The sequence below is a fragment of the uncultured Sphingobacterium sp. genome (genome assembly GCF_964277905.1).
GTDB lineage: Bacteria > Bacteroidota > Bacteroidia > Sphingobacteriales > Sphingobacteriaceae > Sphingobacterium > Sphingobacterium siyangense.
On the sequence record NZ_CAXYKD010000029.1, the window covers coordinates 173,926 to 189,692 of the forward strand.

The 15,767-nt window shown below is 39.7% G+C and carries 12 protein-coding genes; 3 read left to right on the top strand and 9 right to left on the bottom strand.

Going from position 1 to position 15,767, the window contains the following annotated elements; all coding sequences use genetic code 11:
- Positions 1–22: 22 nt before the first annotated feature.
- On the bottom strand, positions 23–1,423 hold the full coding sequence (locus ACHWSC_RS13435) for an inorganic phosphate transporter (protein WP_394677093.1): 1,401 nt from the start codon (positions 1,421–1,423) through the stop codon (positions 23–25).
- Positions 1,424–2,095: 672 nt separating this feature from the next.
- Here ACHWSC_RS13435 and ACHWSC_RS13440 point away from each other — a divergent pair.
- Positions 2,096–3,031: an alpha/beta hydrolase family protein gene (locus tag ACHWSC_RS13440; RefSeq protein ID WP_394677094.1), complete on the top strand. Its 936-nt coding sequence runs from the start codon at positions 2,096–2,098 to the stop codon at positions 3,029–3,031.
- 108 nt (positions 3,032–3,139) lie between these two features.
- Here ACHWSC_RS13440 and ACHWSC_RS13445 read toward each other — a convergent pair whose 3' ends face one another.
- The 5 genes from ACHWSC_RS13445 to ACHWSC_RS13465 all read right to left on the bottom strand — a co-directional run bounded on the left by ACHWSC_RS13445 (position 3,140) and on the right by ACHWSC_RS13465 (position 7,132).
- Complete coding sequence (locus ACHWSC_RS13445; RefSeq protein ID WP_120332516.1) at positions 3,140–3,805, bottom strand: hypothetical protein; 666 nt, start codon at positions 3,803–3,805, stop codon at positions 3,140–3,142.
- 169 nt (positions 3,806–3,974) lie between these two features.
- Complete coding sequence (locus ACHWSC_RS13450; RefSeq protein ID WP_394677095.1) at positions 3,975–4,970, bottom strand: hypothetical protein; 996 nt, start codon at positions 4,968–4,970, stop codon at positions 3,975–3,977.
- Between the two features lie 18 nt (positions 4,971–4,988).
- Positions 4,989–5,663 carry a hypothetical protein gene (locus ACHWSC_RS13455; RefSeq protein ID WP_394677096.1) on the bottom strand — a complete coding sequence of 225 codons (675 nt, stop codon included), beginning with the start codon at positions 5,661–5,663 and terminating at the stop codon, positions 4,989–4,991.
- Entirely contained in the window at positions 5,660–5,998 is a 339-nt protein-coding gene (locus ACHWSC_RS13460; RefSeq protein ID WP_120332513.1) for a PadR family transcriptional regulator, read from the bottom strand. Before ACHWSC_RS13460 ends, ACHWSC_RS13455 begins: the two co-directional genes overlap by 4 nt.
- 366 nt (positions 5,999–6,364) lie before the next feature.
- On the bottom strand, positions 6,365–7,132 hold the full coding sequence (locus tag ACHWSC_RS13465) for a pentapeptide repeat-containing protein (RefSeq protein ID WP_394677097.1): 768 nt from the start codon (positions 7,130–7,132) through the stop codon (positions 6,365–6,367).
- 843 nt (positions 7,133–7,975) lie between these two features.
- On the opposite strand from ACHWSC_RS13465, the gene ACHWSC_RS13470 reads away from it, so the two are divergent.
- Entirely contained in the window at positions 7,976–8,173 is a 198-nt protein-coding gene (locus tag ACHWSC_RS13470; protein WP_394677098.1) for a hypothetical protein, read from the top strand.
- Positions 8,174–8,300: 127 nt separating this feature from the next.
- On the top strand, positions 8,301–8,630 hold the full coding sequence (locus ACHWSC_RS13475) for a hypothetical protein (RefSeq protein ID WP_394677099.1): 330 nt from the start codon (positions 8,301–8,303) through the stop codon (positions 8,628–8,630).
- Positions 8,631–8,971: 341 nt separating this feature from the next.
- Here ACHWSC_RS13475 and ACHWSC_RS13480 read toward each other — a convergent pair whose 3' ends face one another.
- The 3 genes from ACHWSC_RS13480 to ACHWSC_RS13490 form a co-directional block, all read right to left on the bottom strand.
- On the bottom strand, positions 8,972–11,815 hold the full coding sequence (locus tag ACHWSC_RS13480) for a hypothetical protein (protein ID WP_394677100.1): 2,844 nt from the start codon (positions 11,813–11,815) through the stop codon (positions 8,972–8,974).
- A gap of 61 nt (positions 11,816–11,876) precedes the next feature.
- Entirely contained in the window at positions 11,877–14,192 is a 2,316-nt protein-coding gene (locus ACHWSC_RS13485; RefSeq protein ID WP_394677101.1) for a GH92 family glycosyl hydrolase, read from the bottom strand.
- A 156-nt stretch (positions 14,193–14,348) separates the two neighbouring features.
- Positions 14,349–15,701 carry a DNA mismatch repair protein MutS gene (locus ACHWSC_RS13490; RefSeq protein ID WP_394677102.1) on the bottom strand — a complete coding sequence of 451 codons (1,353 nt, stop codon included), beginning with the start codon at positions 15,699–15,701 and terminating at the stop codon, positions 14,349–14,351.
- Positions 15,702–15,767: the final 66 nt, after the last annotated feature.

The window sequence follows — 15,767 nt, forward strand, 5'->3', positions numbered from 1 at the left end:
AAAACATTCAGATAACAATCAACTAAATAAAAAGATGGAAGAATACAAATAGTAGTAATGCCAAGCCAATTGACACGGGTAAAGTAAGTACCCAGGCAAGACCGATACTTTTGAGTGTCCCTTTATTCAGATTACTCTTTCCTCCAGAAGCGACCATTGAACCGGCAATACCACTTGAAAGCACATGCGTTGTGCTAACAGGCAAACCCAATACGGTACTGATACCAATTGTCGAAGCGGCAACAATCTCGCTTGAGGCTCCTTGAGCATAACTCAAATGTTCATTTCCTATTTTTTCACCAATCGTTACTACAATACGTTTCCAACCGATCATTGTCCCAAGACCTAAGGCGATTGAAATAGTTAAGATCACCCAGATCGGTGCAAAGTCCGTAAGATGTTTCAATTCGCCCAACTTACGATTGAGCTCCAATCGATTTTCAGGATTGATATCGATCTGTTTATTGCTCTCTAATGCAGCAATGGTTTTAACCAAACCTTCAACCTCTTTTCTGAATTTAAAAGTCCCGGCTTTATCCGTTACACTTTTATCCATCAAATGCAACTTGACTTGTTCAATCTCCTGATTGACTTGCACAAACATCGTTCCCTGAGCGACATTACTGGAAGCAATTGTCTGTAACACGATTTCCGTTTGATCGAGCGTTTTAATGACAGCCGCATCTGGTACGGAATGGTTTATTGCAAAACGAGCAGGCAGAAATGCAATTAAGATCAACATAAACAGTCCTACGCCTTTTTGTCCATCGTTGCTACCGTGAAAAAAACTGACCAATGTACAGGTCAGTATAAGAATACCGCGTACTAACAAGGGAGGTCTGTCATCTTCCCCCTGTGGGATGTGAAAAAGTGCTTTATAACGGACGACATGCTTTAAAAAGAGCATCAATAACACCGCTAGACCAAAACCAATCAAAGGTGAGAGAATCAAAGAAAGACCAATTTCCTCGGCCTTATGCCAATTGACACCACTGCCACCATAATACCAGGTGAAGCCTATACCAGCCCCGATAAGGGCACCAATCAAAGTATGTGAACTCGAACATGGAATACCAAAATACCAAGTCCCCAAATTCCAGATAATAGCCGCCAATAGTACAGAAAGAACCAAACAAGCGCCTACCGAAACCGGAAGTGCCATTAAAGTATCTAGAGGCACCAATTTAAGTATTCCCATAGCCACTGCGATCCCACCTGCAAAAACACCTAGAAAATTCCAAAAGCCAGACCAAGGAATGGCTACAATTGGTTTAAGTGCTTTGGTATAAATTACCGTTGCAACAGCATTCGCGGTATCATGAAAGCCATTGACAAATTCAAAGGCCACAACGGCAAATAAACAAAGGGCAAAAACAATAAGAAGTCCAGTACTAAGATCGGTTTCCCCTAAGAGAGGAATCATGTTGCAGAAAATTTGCATATTATTCTTTCATAAGATTTATGGTTGTCCTTGCTGAGTTTTTCTTACTTGCTGAGTTTTCCTTAAGGAAAACTACCACAGGAACAATCGCTTCATTCAGCTCAAAAATAATTTTCAGATGTTAACTTTTGATAAAGGATATATTACGTTATACAACACGAAAGAAAAACTTAAAACACTGTTAACGAATCTTATTCCATTGCTATTTTATTTCCCACAAACTTTCTTAATTTTCAGGGAGCTAATACGGACTTTATAGGGACCTCATTCGGACTTCATTCGGATGAAAGCGAATAAAATCCGAATAAGTCCCGTAGAAATAACGATTATAAGACGGATCAAAAGTAAATTTGATCGCTAGTTTCTACCCACAAAATATAGCCCCCCTCCCATATAAAACCAACTGTGAAGTAAGAGCCGTATAAGACCAACCGTAAAGTAAGAGCTGTATTAGACCTTTTGTAAACTTTTTTCAGAAATGGACATAGCGTATCTGCGAAATGCCAAGCAGAGGATTCGAGAGAATTTTTTCCGCCATTTACAACGAAAATAGTACGATTTACCGATTTAAATCCACAGTCTACCGAAAAACGCAAACTTTTTAGAATTAAACCCATTACTTTAGACAAAAGTAAATTTAACACCGAATTAATTATGCCTAAAACTTATTCATTAGACTGTTCCTTGACGAACTATTCTCCCTTACAGCGGATTACATTTAGTACGCTAACTTTTCTCATCGCTATTTATTGCGTGCTCTTTTCACAGCATACAAAAGCCCAATCTTTAGACTGGTCTACAAAAGATATTGTATTTAAGAGTGAGGGTATTAACCTGGCAGGAACCATACTTCAGCCTCGGCGTGCCCATGCTGCCATTGTCCTCATACATGGTTCTGGACAAGAGAAAAGAATGATGGAGTTTGCCTCATATTTAGCCCAAAACGGTATTGCCGTATTTACTTATGACAAGCGCGGAGTAGGAAAATCTGAGGGGACCTATGCTGGCCCTGAGGTCGGTACCAATAATATCGATTCTGCCAACCTTCACCTCCTCGCTAAAGATGCACAAGCGGCAGTAAAAGTATTCCATCAACAACTAGGGAAAACGAACATTCCTTTAGGGCTATTGGGATTCAGTCAAGCGGGATGGATCATTCCCTTAGCGACTAACCAAAATCCTTTGGTCGACTTTTTTGTATTGTACAGTGGAGCAGTTATCCCTGCCCGTGAGCAGCTCCGCTTCCAATTCTTTACAAATGGGAAAAAAGATTTTTGGGATAAACATACGGAAACCGATGCCCGACAACATGTAGCGAATGATCCAGATCGCTATCAATTTACAAATACCGATCCGATGACATCACTTAAAACGATAACAACTCCAGGACTCTGGCTTTTTGGATCCAAAGATATCCAAATACCTGTAGGCTTATCGATTGAACATATCAATGCACTGAAAGCACAAGGAAAGCCCTTCGAATATTGCTTATTTCCTTTATTAGATCACAATACAAGCCTTTCGGCATCGCGTGAACCAAGTGCTATTGCATTGAATTGGATCAAAAGTCAACGTAAAAAAAAGTCATAAAAAATGCCTCTTGACAACGATTCATCTGCATAAAATCAAGCATTAAAAAGGCCTAAGTAAAAAACTTAGGCCTTTTTAATGCTTGATTTTAATGTTTAACTCGCTAGATTAATGCAAATCTGTACGAAGTACTTTACTTTTGTTCAATGCTCGATTGGAATAGATGATATACACGGTGCCAACAATAGTTGGCATAATCCAAACCAGCGTTGAGCCAAGCTGAATCCCAGCAACTAAAAATGCAGTCACCGACGCAATCAATGCGCCTACCATACGGCCCAAATGACTGACCAGCCAGGCATTTTTCTTTTCTTTGAAACTTTTAAACAGCTGAAAATCCCGAATACTCATAAATGCACCAAAACCACCAAAAAAGACATATAAAACAGAATTTGCCACCTGTTGTACCAATCCAATTAGACCAAGACATAACATACCAACCGATACAAGTAGCATCGTGGCGGAAATCAGTTTGTCTTTCCAATCGGCCTGTTGTTTAATTTTACTGCGTAAAGTCAATGCGCGATTACCTGCTAGAATGAGATAGATGGTAAAGATACCGATCAAAAATAAAAATGTGTTTTCGTGGCCCGGCATCCTCGCAATGACAAGCGAAATTAAAGAACTAATCACCATCGCATAGGAAAATATAATCCCCATTTTCTTGTGCCCTGCTCCCCCCTTTTTTACAGCCACACTTATCAGGCCGGTAATCAATCCTATCCCACCAAAAAATGCGTGAACATAGATCAATGTCTTAATTGTTTCTTCCATAGTTCTTCTTTAATAATTGTTTTTAGCTAATAATGGTATTGAAGCAAAAAGGCTAATGGTTATGCCCTGTTTAAAATAGATAGACAAAAAAACAGCACTATTATGCCGTTTGCGACAATAGCCCAAATGTAAAAAATATCCTTTAATTATCTATATGTTTAAATAAAAATTACTCTTTTTCCTCACGGACGAGAAAATCATAAGAGTACCAGAATTTAAGGTGCCCATGGGAACTAAGGCCTCCTAGACTATAGCTAATGGGATAATCAAAGCTATTCTGTTGCATTTCAAGTTCATTTTTATAATCAATGACAAGTTTTTTAATTTCGCCCAGGCCTGTCGCGCGTCTAATAAAACTTGTTTGACGTCCACCACGCAGATAAACCAATACGTCGGAACCTTTTAATACCGTTTCGTCGGTTTTCGTCAGAAATTGATTGTACAGCAATTTTTCCAATACATTTTTAAGATCACCACGTGGAAAATCACTTTCTCCCATCATGATCGAGTGTGTACCGTAGTTGACTGACGAAACATAGTAGGGATTATATCCTGTATTTTTTAACTTCCCAAGTGCATCCTTATTAAAAGCCTGTTCATAGTCTTTCAGATCCGCATGGAGACTAAATGTAATATGTTCTCGACGCAACAACAGGCTATTAGCTCTTTTTATCGTGGTGGAATCATGGTGACGAACCAATTTGAGTACACTATCTACGTCAGGGCTATTATTAAGATGGTAACGTATCGCCCTATAGTCGAAAAATGCCCCTACCGACGATTGCTTCAAAACAGCCGGTTCCCCCTTGCTTTTCTTCGCGAAAGCTCGCACAGCATCAAATCCAGGAATGACATGAATAGGAGATAAAGTTGGTTGTGTAGAAGAAATTGTGCTTTTGAAAGGTTTATAATAATTACGAAGGGAAGTTAGTTTTAGTTGCGGTGTGGTATCTTTTAATCCCCAAACTGTCCCCAAATAGAAGTTTTTATCTGTGGTACCATCCACGTAAATCTGGCTAACCGAAAACCCGACGGAACGCCCTTCAAATTGATACCTTTTAGCCATTGTTCCACCACCGACCTCCGTGGAGTCAAAGTCAATATCTTCTTTGTCACAGCTGGACAAAAAACAAATGCTTAGTAACAACAGGAAAAGATATTTCATAATTTAAAAAATTAATCGTCAGCTCTGGTGCAGCACTTCGATCTCATCTACCCGTCGGACAATGGCCTTTAGATTCTTCTCAAATATATACAAAATTCCTAATCCAACATACATAAAAATAAGAATTACAATACGATACAAAGCTAAAGGAATATAATTAACAATCCATTCCGAAGAAACCAACCCGATGATCAAAACCATAATCGGTATCGTTAAACCAAGATAATTGCGATAAACGCAGTATTTGCTCCCTCTAGGTCGATGCCGCAATAAGTATACTGGAATATAAAAAACGAGTGTACCGATCATCCCTAATTTTAATCCGGTCCAAAAAGCATCTGCATCGAGCGGCACAAAATAATAGAACAATGTGAAGTACACGATATAAATTGCACTATGCCAATGCTTGACGAATTGTAAAAAATCAGCAGGAAATTTATTGATCTGTTTACGTTGCAGATTCAATTCATAGCTAGCGGCAATGTTTCCAAAACCTGCCGCTCCAAAACTGGCATAAGCGAGATCAATGGCTCGATTGAAATATATACCGGCATCTGAAGACATGAGCTCCTCTACCTTACAAGCAAAGTGATCCAGAATTTCAAGTTGAACATCAACATAACGATATCCTTTAGAACGAATAAAATCCATCAGAATACCTAATTCCGCTTTGGTCAATTTCTTTTCTGTCATGATACAATTGGTTTAGTGTTCAAGATAACCTGTAACTTCTCCACAAAGGTCAACGCATCTTTCATTTTACTTACCTGAGCTTTTTTTCCCTTCACTGTCAGGGAGTAATATTTTCTTGCTCTTCCATCGACTACTTCTATTGCTGTATCCAGGAGTCCTTCCGCTTCTAGCTTATGTAATGCAGGGTAGAGCGCTCCTTCAGTCAGGATAAACTCTCCTTCGGTTAAGAGTTTTACTTGTTGAGTCATTTCATAGCCATACATTCTTTTCGTTCCAGACAATAGCTTTAGAATAATCGTTTGTAAAGTGCCTTTTAATAACTTCGTATCTTTCATTCGTTCGTCTTAAACAATTAATTAAATATACCTAATTTTCTTATATATACAAAAACATAAAAAAACTATGATACAGCAGGTTGCATTTTAACCGCCGCCATGAGTTATGGCCCTTGAACTGCCTTTTGACTGGACGGCTTCGGCCCTGCTTTTGCAATTAACCAATCAAATTCCTATGAATCGCCTAGTGTTTACCTCGTGAACCAGGTAAACATTAGGTCTTAGGTAGGTGTTTGCTAGGAACAAGAGCGAGCAATGGCAATGGCTGGCGCGAACAAAGGCAACGGCAGGTATAAATCGAAAAAGCCGCTAGAGCTGGGAACTCCAAACGGCTTTACATTAACAATTATATATAGAATGATATGATTATCCCGCTTTCAGGAGATCAACAATAAGACGATCTCTATTTTCATTCAACGAGGGATAAAATTGATTTAAATCAACCAATATGATTGGCATCCCCCTATTTTCGGGTTTATACAAGACATTATCTACCAAGTCCCGACAGAAAACTAACGATTCATTATCCGTGAATACTTCTTTTGACCTTTTGAGGAAACTATCGAAAAAACGTCTTGGATTATTGATGATTTTAAGATGTTCCTGGTTCGGAAAAACCGTACTGGAGAGATCTAGCCTTCGAGAAAATATAACGTCCTTCAATTCCGCATGACCGAAATTTACCAAAGGAGTTTTTAATGGTTTGGCTTTTTTGAGAATAAAAAGATTGGTAGAGTATAAATCTTCTGTAAAAGGAATTCCATAAAACCATGAAGAACTGATCTTTCCTTTAAAAACCACATGAACCAAATTCGTCCCATCGAAAGTTGTTTTGTCAAATGTATTGTAAAGGAAGGAGGACTTTTCAATTTTTAAATTTCCAATAATGGCTTTCGAAAAATCGTTCGCTTCGAATGTACTTTCCATCCAAAGCCCGGATTCCTGAAAAACAACAGACTGAAAGTTACAGTCGATAAAGGTACAGCGAATGAACTTACAATCACGAAACATGGAGTTCATGAAGCTTTTCCCTTTTATCGTACAATCGATAAATGAACAGTTTTTTAAAACTTTGTGATTGAATTCAAAACTTTCAATCTCACTTTGTTGGAATATTTTATTAGTCAGTGCCATGCTAAAAATGATTAATAGGCTAAAATTTCATAGTAGTTGCATTGCAAATGGATTTTTAACGGCCAAAATCTCCATTTATACAATGATGACAACGGGAAAGACAAAACGTCCTAAAGAAATTTTGACTTTTTTTATTTTTTTTATCCTAGCCTAAAACAGTCAAGAAATATAAGGTCTCCTAGCAAACTGACTATAGGACTACGCTAGCCAGCGATTCTTATAACTGGCCAATAGACACAAAAAAAGCCGCAAGAACGGGGAGTCCTTTACGGCTTACTACCTATGAAAAACATTCACCTTAAGTATAAGGCACTATCTACTATGACAATTAAAATTAAAATGGCACACATAAACCTACAGCACAATGAATTAGCGAATTAAGATCTGTTCACTCCCTACTTCAAAAAAAGCTCCAATCGATGTTCTTGGCATTTCTTGGAACCAAATATAAAGTGCTCGGTCAGAGATTCATCCCACCGTTTACAATTCGCCAAAAATGATTTACGATTCGTCTGGTGTGCTATTTTAATCGACCAGTTAATCAGCCCTTTACTGCTAAAAGAAAAAAAAGTATATTGGTGAACACAATTAAAACTGTTTATGAAATTGATAAAAAATATTTTGGTGGTGCTCTTACCGCTTACCTTATGCAGTGGCACAGCCTTTTCCCAAACCAAAGAGAAGCTTAAAAAAAAAATATGAAAACAGCATACCAATTCCTATTATGTATTGGACTCTGCCGTCAATGATTTCCATTCTATTTCCATTGATATTATTGTACAAGATGACATCCCAGACCACTATTCATTTTACATTTCACCGTTTAATATATCCCTAAACAATATGCCTTTATATTGTGGTATTCAATCTGCCGGTGGCGGTATCAGTATTAAGACTGGTAAAGAAGAAGACATCAAATTTAATGGCATCTTTTCGCGTTGGTTTGAACGGACAAAAAAGGCTTTAAAAACTACAGGATATTATGCCAGTTCAGATGCGGAGGGGCTATATCGCAGGCAAAGCCGTTCCAGATACTATTAACCCCAAAGAAACCTATTTCAGCTGGGGCGATTATGAACATTCCTAGGTCACCATGTATGTCGAAGATTTAAGCACAAAAAAAGTGGTCAATATAGGGTCGCTAGCCTTCCCGGGTAAAAAGATCCAGATGAAAAAACACATCACATCGTTCTTGGAACAATACAAATATTTTATCGATTTCGCCCAAAGACCGCGGGACCTCGAAGGGTTGAATGTCATCCGATACGACAAATTGCCTAAAGTAACCGTTGTTCAAAAAAATCTACGCATCAATGGTAAATTGGTCAAGCTTGAAAAAGTGCCGACTTACCATAACCGTACACACCCCCCCGAACAAAGTAAAGTAGCCGGTGAAATCCCTATTCTATCCAAGGATAGTTATAATGCTGCAACTGGTGAACTTACACTCGAAACGGGCGAGTTTGTAAAATGGCCGGAGAAAAAAGAGGTTAAGTAAAAAGAACCTTTTTAATTAAGTCCAAAACTGACAATAAACGAGTTTTCTTCTTTTGCGATCCTATCTGACTTATTCTTAAAAGGCTCTCCAATGGAAGCGCCATTCTTCGCAACAGCACAAAAAATTGCTCCATATTGAATAACGTATAGCATGGCTTATCCCATTGCGTAAACGACGACAAACCTGATCCGAAAAGAAACATGTGGTGAACTCTTGTCAATCAGATAAAGTCGCACACAAAATAACACATAAGTCAAGTCAAAAAAAAAGTCTTCTCATCATCGTGATGAGAAGACTCTTTAAAAAATTGAAGTCTTGATCCGAAACGTTCGCCGAACGGCTTACTTAATGACGAACCAAGTTTGACTTTTTGCCGGTATATTGACCTCAAAGATCGCTTCCGAGGCTGCATTCAATGGCATTGTCCTACTGTTTTGATCTTGCTCAACCACTTGTACATTTCCTATCAGGCCGGTATAGTACAAGTTGACCTTAACTTTTCGTTTTATCGCTTCGTCCAATGGATTATAGATCATTAGTAATCCTTTTTCTTTTCCAGCCGGGTTCACGTGCAAAATAGCATCATAATCCATCCCGTCAGGACGCCTTACATGGATAATATCACTGTCCAAAACTTCGCGGTGTTTCTTGTAAAAATTCACCCATTTGGCCACTACATTTTTCGTCTCTGGGGAGTCATAAAGCTGTGGCCCACGATAACAGGCCTGTACACCTGCGCCAAATAGATTGGCCAAGCGTTGCTCGTAATGTGGTAGGTGATCCTTCAAAGGCTCGATCGTCGCCTCTTTGCCTCCGCCTTGATATTCTACCAAAGGAACAAACATCCAGCCCATAGACGGCGCCTTTGCCCAGGTACCATCGAAGATATTCTGTCTTTCCACAATTTCCTGCTGTGCCCTCGGAAGCGACCAGTTTGCCTCACGGTAGCCCATCCCGACTTTGTTTCCGCCATTCAAGAAATACATATCCGGAATATTCAGGTAGATTCCCTTTTCACGGCACCATTTGTAAAAATCAGTGATCCGTTTAAACTGATTCCATTGCGAGTCTTTTTCATTATGATGCCCGGGGTGATCGGTGGAATAGCACCAATCTCCAGGATAAGATCCATCGTGCTCAAATACGCCCAATCCCGAACTTTCATACAGCTTATACAGCTTTTTGAAGTAAGCCTGGCCCCATTCACTCTCAATACAGGGTGAACTTCCAAAGCGAGGATGCATGCCTTCAGGTAGCACAACGTCATTTTTAGCATCAATATGCCGACTGGCCAGGAGCGAATAGCCTCCAAGTTCAATTCCTTTACTACGCGCATAGTCAGCAAGCTCTTTCATACGCTTGAGATTTTCGGGAGAATCATCTTCGGCATTGAATCCAGACCAAAAGGTCATAATCACCATTTCAAAACCAACCTCCGCTGCTTGATCAATTGCCTTTTTTACCGACTCGTTGTCCGAACTCCGTACATGCATCAATATTGGATTTTCAGTTGCCCATGGCGCCATGGAGCGCAGCATTTTTCGATATCCAAGGCTCTTACGTTCCCGTTCCCAGCTATCGTTCAACAGCTCCCAAACCCGATAGCTTGCAAATTCTCCACCGGCAGCAACCTGTTGTTCAGGTCCCATTTTAGGTGCAACTTCCAACAGACAGGGTGTCTCTCGGTCGTAGTTGACCTGTGTCGTATATAGCGGGTCATTTTTCCACTCCAGGCTCGAGGAATAAACGACTTCCTCGCTCATACCGCCAAATGTATAATCTGTTTCCACCGTGATATTAGGGTATAACCAACGGCTTCTATGATCCACCGAACTTTCGGGCTCAAATACAGCCAATTGCTCACTCTTAAAGCTATTAACCACAATTTCCCGGTCCGACTGATTCTGCACGGTAATCCACTTACTAAAGATCGGCATGTCACCATAAAGATCATAATGAACCTGTACCGTAATGTTTTTCATATAAGCAAGTTTACTGGACAGATCGCCTGCAAATTGGGATGGAAAATCACCGTATGCCCAAAAACCTTCTATTTTGGAGCGACCTTCCTTTGTCGAAGCCTTACCATCCTTATTCCCGCCGTTTGGATCCATTTTTCCGACACGGACCAGTTGTATCTTGTCACCCGACTTTAGTGGAAGATGACCAACAGTACGCCATTGCTGTCCGTCCAAAGAGGCTTGTGCCAATAATTCTTTATCTGCTATTTCATATCTAAACCATAGCTGATCTACTTTACCAACTTCGAAAGTCCCGTTATCGCGTTTGCCATCAAAAAAAACAACCTTGCCTTCGCTTGCTCGCCAATAAAGTCTGGGATTACTATTCGTTAGGCTTAGTCCAAAACCCAATCCCCAATCGTTGGATTGATCAGTACCTTTATTCATCTTGGCTACGAGTACCTTTACCTCTTGAGGAACTGTTCTTTCAGCGAACACAGCAGCATTTTCAAGTGCCATAATTTCGCCCACTTTTCCTTCATTGACAAAGGAATTACGCTCATGTGATTTTGAAACCATCAACTTCCATCCAGAATCCAGATGCTGAAATTTATCTTCCAACAGCAATGCCCTGTTTTGGTCACTTTTACTCTTTGCGGCAAGCGCATCGATCGCCTGCTGATCCAATGTATAGGTAAACGTCAGCTCTTTGCCCGGGACAGGCCAAGGCATATTTTTAGGCATCCAGTTTGGTCTCTTTTTCCAACCAAAACGGGGTTTTGTATCTTCAATTTTATAGTCATGGAATTTAAAAGCCATGGGGTTTGCCTTTAAACTCGGGATCCATTCTTTCAGTAAATAATTATGTACTTTCTGTCCTTCCAATCCGCCGACATCAAAGGTAAACCCATCGATTGTTACGCTGGCTTCAGGTCGAATCGACCGTAGAAATGCTGTATTTCCAGTCAATTCATCCAAACCAATACTGGCTACATTTGGAAAAGTCGTAAATGTACGGCTGACCAAACCATTGGAAAAGACCAAATGACCTTCTTTCGTCTTGAAAAGTCCTGCTTTCGCCTGGGGAGTTGCTATTAGCCAGTCTCCAGTAAGGCTGTTGCTTTCTTTGCTAAATAGCGGCAGCTGCTGACTATAGCTCTGCTTTGCCTGGCCCAACACGCCCAATAGACACAGGATATAGAGTTGCTTTTTAAAGTAATTCATCTTTTATTTTGCCAAAACATTTACTGAGGCGACTTTCAGATACTTGCTTGAAACTTTGATTTTATTTGCTTTCAACAGTTTTACCGAGCCCCCACTGTTTATTTGGTTCGTTCCCCATAAACAATACCAAGGTTCCGCCTCGCATAATTTCATTGTGATCTATAAAACAGTTATTATAAGAGACGCCATTAAGTTCAGCTTTTTGGATGTAGCGATTTTCAGGCGAGTTATTTTCTGTTTTGATTACAAACTGTGTCCCAGGATAATATTTGGGATCAAGTTTAAAGGTGATCGTATCAAACACAGGACTTGTAATCTCATAGCGTGTGTCACCCGGACAAATAGGGTGTAATCCAGATGCCGCCAAGACATACCATGCTGACATTTGCCCCACATCTTCATTACCTATCAGACCATAAACTGAATTATGATAGGCACGTGAACAAATTTCACGCGTCCATTTTTGCGTGAGCCAAGGTGCGCCTAAACGATTAAACAAAAAGGGGGCATGGTGTACCGGTTCATTGGCATGGTTATAATAATTATTCCACATCATATCTTGCGGAGCGAGTTCAAAAAAACTATTGAGATCCGCGATGGTTTTTTGCTTACCACCCAAAAGGCCCGCAAGTCCATCCACATCATGAGGGACAAACCATCCCTGCTGATAAGGGTTGCTCTCAACACAGCCATAATTTTGGGTTAAGCGCCCCGTTTCTGGCCATTGGCTCCATGTACCATCCTGTTCTTTCGGTCGAAACCAACCAACTGTTGGGTCAAAGAGATTTCTATAGCTTTGCGCACGATGAGCATATAAATCCACATCAGTCGTTTTATTTAATCGTTTCGCTAATTGAGACAGGCACCATTCTGTATAAGCATATTCCAATGTCGTCGAAATTTCTCCTGTAGTTCCTTTTTCTCCATTTCCAAATTTTTCAACTGTCTGTCGCGCATATTTATAAGCTTTTTCTACATCAAAGTTGGATATCCCTTTCATATAGGCGTCCGTAATAACTGATACGGCAGGGTTTCCGATCATACAGCCACTATACGCGTTCAAAAATTCCCAACGTTCTAAATAATCCTGTTTACTTTCTTCGGCCAATGTGACCAAAGAATTGATCATATCATTTGCGATAGTCGGATTAATAATCGTTTGCAAAGGAAACTGACTTCGAAAAACATCCCAGCCGCTAAATACTGTTCGTTTGGTAAAATCTTTCGTTTGGTGAATATGTCCGTCACCGCCAACGTATTTTCCATCTACATCCGAGAAATCTCGCGGATCGATCATCGAATGATACAAAGCCGTGTAAAAAACAGTTTTCTCGTCTTCTGTCCCACCTTGAACCTCGATTTTCCCTAATGCATCATCCCATCGTTTCTGCGTTTGCTCCAATACATTGTTAAAGTTCCAATCTTTGATTTCTGTTTCAAGGTTATTTTTGGCTCCCTCCATACTGACAAATGAAATTCCAGCTTTCATTAAGACCTGCTCATTTGCTTGTGTAGGGAATTCGGTATAAAAGCCCAAGTGTTTACCTTCCATAATGCCGATATTTTTTGTGACGACAGATCTGGAAACCATCTCTTGATAACTGGCACTTGTAACATCTTCCAATTTCCGTTTTTGCCCCTTTGGAAGGGCACAACTCCATACTCCTGTATCGGTAAAAGGCTTACTAAATTGGGCATAAAAATAGACCGTATAATTTGCCTTCCCATCACCATTTCCCCAACCTCCACCTTCGGGCGTGCACTTCATCCATCCTTGGATGGTATGGTTGTCCACCACTTTCACATATTGTTCCGTAGATGTACCACCTACTCGCCGCGCTAAGTCGATCTGAATCCGCGACTTTTTATGTTTGGGAAAGGTAAACCGAAGCATTCCGCTATGCGGTGTAGCGGTCATTTCAGCTTTTATATTATAATCTGAAAGCAACACTCCATAGTAACCGGCACCTGCTTTCTCATCTTTTTTGGAAAAACGAGAGCGGTAGCCTTTTTCCGGATGTTCGGCACTGCCTGCCGAAGTTTTCAGCTCTCCTGTGGTCGGCATGACTAAAAAATTACCTAGATCACCGTACCAGCCTATACCACTCATTTGTGTAAAGGCAAATCCTTCGATCGAGGTATGCTCGTAGTTGTATCCAGAACCATTATCTCCACCGGTAATCGTGTTGGGGCTAACCTGTGTTAAGCCAAATGGAGTTGCTGCCCCTGGAAAAGTTTTACCGAAGCCATGTCCTCCCGTTTCGGCTTTTTCACCGCTGGTAACCGCGCCGATAAATGGATTGACATATTTAGATTGCGAGTAGCAGTTAAAATAGATAAAAAATAGAACAGCACTAAATTGAATACGATATATCATAAAAAATGGTTTAGATTACTTCTTCAAGCCTACGGAATCCGATAAGATATCTGCAATTTTACCGCAAAAAAAAATGCTTAAACAATTGATTCGGTTTGACCAAAAGTTTGCAATAGACTATAAAACTCGAACAAGATAATCAATATCACTATAATCTCATTCTTTTTGTCTCCCCAAATCAAATTTCCTTAAAATCTCAAATACCCGTTCTTTGCGCAATAACCACATGCCTAACTTTTCTTCGGCAACACCATCCAAAAGTCGGTATGTAAAGACAATTCCCTCCTTTTCATCCAGCTGAACCCCCAAATATTTCAGTGCAATACCATCTTTATACAGTATAGGACAAATTTCTGTAATATGTGAGGACAATAAGAATACACTGTTCTTGTATCCTTTCAAACAGTTGACTAACTCCAGGGTTGCTTCACTGGCATCACTATGGTTTGTCCCCTTGAATAGCTCATCCATGAGAATAAACATTTGCTTACCGGATGCCAGTAACTCCGCCAAATGTTTAACCCGTAATACTTCATTAAAAAAGTGACTTGCACCTGCATTTATATTATCACCTAAATTTATGGTCGCCGATATTCCATCAAAAAGTAATGTCTTCATCGCATCCGCTGGAACCGGAAAACCAAGATGTGCCAGATAAACGCAGCTTCCAATTGTCTTCAACAAAGTAGATTTGCCCGTCATATTTGCTCCAGTCAGATACCAAAGGTTGTTTTCTTTTTTTATTTCGACATCATTTTTAATGGCATCTTCGATAAATAAATTATAAGCCCCACGTATGGTGATCATATCCTCTCCTCTTGTCTTTTCCTCAATCTGAGGAAAAACAAGATTCTTTCCTTTGATACTTTTTGCTACACTGAACAAAGCATCCAAATGATACAAAACATCGAAAATCTCACGTATTGCATTTCGTTTTATATTTCTAAAAAGATAATCGTATTTGATCATCAGCTCCTTAGAAAATTTGTTATTCAGTAGCTGTATAAACTCATCCTGATCGATATCTTCCAGCACACAATCTACATGTTTATGATATTCTTCTAGTATTTCTATTGTATGGTCTTTTGATTTTGCAGATGCTAAAAAATGAGCAAGACCGTCTGTAATCTTAGCGATCTCGTGAACAGATCGCTTAACAAGTATCTCGCGTTTTTTAAAATCCAAAGACAAAAAATTCGTTGACACCATTTCCAAGTAATAAGTAGTCCGAGAAGGTGAATAGGGCTCTTGCGGTAGAGACAAATATTGCTCAAGATCCTGCATCATATACTTATCCAATAGACCCGAAATCTCAACTTCTTGCATAAAAAGAATTAAATGCTGTCTGCTTTCTATTTCCAATTTAGAGGAAAGAGGTTTAAGAAAATAACTATACAACATATCCCGCCCACCTAGCGTAACTGTACAATCGAAAAAATCAATCATATCCTTATACCTGTTGTTGGTAACATTTAAATCTGCTAAAGTCTGTTTGTCAACGATGGACATAATTTATTTACTGTGGCTCTTTCCCTAAACTTACTCAAAGTCATTATAATTAGCAACACTGTAGCA

What these genes read in the sequence shown, in the direction of transcription:
- ACHWSC_RS13435 (WP_394677093.1), bottom strand. Translation starts at nt 1,423, where the DNA reads ATGATTCCTCTCTTAGGGGAAACCGATCTTAGTACTGGACTTCTTATT.
- ACHWSC_RS13440 (WP_394677094.1), top strand. Translation starts at nt 2,096, where the DNA reads ATGCCTAAAACTTATTCATTAGACTGTTCCTTGACGAACTATTCTCCC.
- ACHWSC_RS13445 (WP_120332516.1), bottom strand. Translation starts at nt 3,805, where the DNA reads ATGGAAGAAACAATTAAGACATTGATCTATGTTCACGCATTTTTTGGT.
- ACHWSC_RS13450 (WP_394677095.1), bottom strand. Translation starts at nt 4,970, where the DNA reads ATGAAATATCTTTTCCTGTTGTTACTAAGCATTTGTTTTTTGTCCAGC.
- ACHWSC_RS13455 (WP_394677096.1), bottom strand. Translation starts at nt 5,663, where the DNA reads ATGACAGAAAAGAAATTGACCAAAGCGGAATTAGGTATTCTGATGGAT.
- ACHWSC_RS13460 (WP_120332513.1), bottom strand. Translation starts at nt 5,998, where the DNA reads ATGAAAGATACGAAGTTATTAAAAGGCACTTTACAAACGATTATTCTA.
- ACHWSC_RS13465 (WP_394677097.1), bottom strand. Translation starts at nt 7,132, where the DNA reads ATGGCACTGACTAATAAAATATTCCAACAAAGTGAGATTGAAAGTTTT.
- ACHWSC_RS13470 (WP_394677098.1), top strand. Translation starts at nt 7,976, where the DNA reads ATGCCTTTATATTGTGGTATTCAATCTGCCGGTGGCGGTATCAGTATT.
- ACHWSC_RS13475 (WP_394677099.1), top strand. Translation starts at nt 8,301, where the DNA reads ATGAAAAAACACATCACATCGTTCTTGGAACAATACAAATATTTTATC.
- ACHWSC_RS13480 (WP_394677100.1), bottom strand. Translation starts at nt 11,815, where the DNA reads ATGAATTACTTTAAAAAGCAACTCTATATCCTGTGTCTATTGGGCGTG.
- ACHWSC_RS13485 (WP_394677101.1), bottom strand. Translation starts at nt 14,192, where the DNA reads ATGATATATCGTATTCAATTTAGTGCTGTTCTATTTTTTATCTATTTT.
- ACHWSC_RS13490 (WP_394677102.1), bottom strand. Translation starts at nt 15,701, where the DNA reads ATGTCCATCGTTGACAAACAGACTTTAGCAGATTTAAATGTTACCAAC.